We start from the raw sequence: 2,779 nt of genomic DNA, 5'->3' as shown, positions 1-2,779 counted from the left end.
TTAATTTCTAGAAGTCCAAGCTCGAAGACTTGGAAGAGCCCCACCGGACCGGCGCCAATAATGACTGCATCGGTTTCAATGGGGGAGTGCAATTTACTTTACCAGTTGGTCAAGTTTATTTTTAACGTCTTTCCACTCTTCGGCCTCTGGCAGTGCAGCTTTGGATTTGGTAATTGATGTCCAAGCAGGTGACAATTCAGCATTGAGTTTGATGAATGCCTGCTGATCACCTGGCACATCATCCTCTGCATAAATTGCGTTGACTGGGCACTCAGGTACACATACCGCGCAATCGATGCACTCATCAGGATCGATTACTAAAAAGTTAGGGCCTTCACGAAAGCAATCGACTGGGCAGACATCAACGCAATCAGTGTATTTGCAGCGGATACAAGCTTCGGTAACAACGTAAGTCATGATGGTTTACTTGTAAGGAGTCCATACTAATGGACTGCCAAGTTATAAAAACATAATTTTAGCTGAATCAGCCCATCTTTCAGGCAGAATCCGCAATTTAGATGAGGTAAAGTTACGCTATGAACACTACAGCAAATCACTCCACAACTTCCTCCAAACCCAAGATTTTGGTCGCTAGGGCGATATTTCCTGAGGCGCTAGCCAAATTGGAGGAGTCCTATGAGGTTATCTCTAACCAGATTGATAAAGTAATGACCCCTGAGGAGCTAAAAAAAGCGCTTTCAGAGGTTGAGGGGGCTTTGGTAACAGGTAGTGAGCGGATTGATGCCTCCGCCCTTTCAGATGCTAAAAATTTGAAGGTGGTCGCCAATATTTCTGTCGGATATAACAATTTTGATGTCCCAGCGATTACTGCTGCTGGAGTCATGGCTTCTAATACCCCTGATGTTCTTACGGATACAACGGCTGATTTTGGCTTTGCTTTGTTGATGGCAACTGCAAGGCGGATTACGGAATCGGAACATTGGGTGCGAGCTGGTAAGTGGGGGCAATGGTCGATTGTGACTAACCCATTAGGAATGGATTTACATCACAGCACTCTTGGAATTATCGGTATGGGCCGTATTGGTCAAGGTATTGCTAAGCGTGCCTTAGGTTTTGGGATGAAGGTGATCTACCACAATCGCAAGCCTTTATCTGAAGCTGATGAAAAAGCCTGCGGCGCTACTTATGTGTCTAAAGAAGAATTGCTCCGCACTGCTGACCATGTTGTACTAGTTCTTCCATATACCGCTCAAAATCATCATACGATTGGCGCTGCAGAAATCGCCATGATGAAACCATCTGCAACCCTGGTTAATATTGCTCGCGGCGGTATTGTGGATGATGCAGCTTTAGCGCAAGCGTTACAAAGTGGAAAAATATTTGCGGCAGGCTTAGATGTTTTTGAAGGTGAGCCTCAAGTGCATCCGGAGTTACTCAAGTGCAGCAATATTGTGTTAGCCCCACACATTGCTAGTGCTACAGAAAAAACACGTAGAGCGATGGTTGATCTCGCAGTGCAAAATTTACGAGCAGCACTTGATGGAAAAAAACCACCAAGCTTAATTAATACTGAAGTATTGAGTGCTTAAGTAAGAGACAATCAAATAAGCTGAAAAAATGAAGTCGACTAAGAATTTAGTCGGCTTCAATTTCTTCTGGAAGCTCACGAAGAGCTAGTTCGATCCCACCAAATTTTCCTGCTACCCAGTTGTAGACCTTGCACGCAATCCATAGCAGGGCGAAGCCAAGTAAGGCATTGAGTATCAGTGCTGATAGCACTGTAAATCCAGGTATCGCACCATCACGAATGAATGCCACAAATAAGGCTAACAGCACAATTGGAACAGAGAAGCAGAGGTAAACCAAAACCAGAGTTTTGGCGGTATGCATTGGGTCTAGGAAGACAATTTCTTTTTTGGTGAGTTTCATGAGGTGCAATCTTAAAGCAGTCCATCGAAAAGCGCCACATCTACCCAGTCACCAGCAGCCACATTTCCCTGCTCGTGAGACAGAATCACAAAGCAATTTGCCTCACTCATGGATCGCAAAATTCCGGCACCTTGGCTACCAGTTAATGTGACTGTAGGCTTTCCGTCTGGGCCACGCACCACAATGGCGCGTTGAAACTCTGTTCGGCCCGGGCGCTTGCGAATGGGCGCTTCGGCAATCGCCTGCATGATTGGTGGCTCAGTCTGGCTTGCGCCATTGAGTTGCAATAAAGCGGAACGGACAAATTGATAGAAAGTCACCATCACTGCTACTGGATTTCCAGGTAGGCCAAAGAAGAGGGTTTTACGGCTAGATCCATCCATTGGCCTCAGCATCCCAAAAGCCATAGGGCGGCCTGGACGCATAGCGATTTTCCAAAAACCTACATCACCGAGTTCTTGCATGATTTGCTTGGTGAAATCTGCTTCCCCAGCTGAGACCCCGCCAGAAGAGATGAGGACATCTGCTTTTGAGGCGGCATCTATGAAGGCGGCTTTTAGTGAAGCAGGATCATCGCGCACAATTCCGCAATCAATGATTTCTAGATCAAGACGCTTGAGTAGTCCGATCAAGCTATAGCGATTGCTATCGTAAATATTGCCAGCTTCTAATGTTTGTCCCAATGGGCATAATTCATCACCTGAAGAGAGTATGGCTACCCTTAACTTTCTATGAACTGCAAGTTCGGAGATGCCAAGGGAGGCAGCAAGACCGAGATCAGAGGGGCGCAATAAACGCCCTGCAGTAATTGCTGGCTTGCCTTGTTGTAAGTCTTCTCCACGTAAGCGTCGGTTTTCACCACGCTTCACTCGATTGGCTTTGAATGACA

At 46.2% G+C, this 2,779-nt stretch carries 4 protein-coding genes; 1 reads left to right on the top strand and 3 read right to left on the bottom strand.

Annotation, left to right across the window (positions count from 1 at the left end; translation table 11 throughout):
* Positions 1 to 93: 93 nt before the first annotated feature.
* Positions 94 to 417, bottom strand: a complete 324-nt coding sequence (fdxA, locus tag B7X71_RS14785) for a ferredoxin FdxA (protein WP_215298290.1) — start codon at positions 415 to 417, stop codon at positions 94 to 96.
* A gap of 119 nt (positions 418 to 536) precedes the next feature.
* Here fdxA and B7X71_RS14780 point away from each other — a divergent pair, with 119 nt between their 5' ends.
* Positions 537 to 1,550 (top strand): D-glycerate dehydrogenase, encoded by a 1,014-nt coding sequence (locus B7X71_RS14780; RefSeq protein WP_293601220.1) that lies wholly within the window; start codon positions 537 to 539, stop codon positions 1,548 to 1,550.
* Between the two features lie 46 nt (positions 1,551 to 1,596).
* Here the strand turns inward: B7X71_RS14780 and B7X71_RS14775 are convergent, their stop codons facing one another.
* Together B7X71_RS14775 and B7X71_RS14770 are read right to left on the bottom strand one after the other, a co-directional pair.
* On the bottom strand, positions 1,597 to 1,890 hold the full coding sequence (locus B7X71_RS14775; RefSeq protein WP_215301529.1) for a hypothetical protein: 294 nt from the start codon (positions 1,888 to 1,890) through the stop codon (positions 1,597 to 1,599).
* An 11-nt stretch (positions 1,891 to 1,901) separates the two neighbouring features.
* On the bottom strand, positions 1,902 to 2,779 hold an 878-nt coding region (locus tag B7X71_RS14770; protein WP_293601218.1), incomplete at its 5' end, for a molybdopterin molybdotransferase MoeA.

The sequence above is a fragment of the Polynucleobacter sp. 39-46-10 genome, from assembly GCF_002282275.1.
This window is presented reverse-complemented; position numbering and strand designations above follow the sequence as displayed.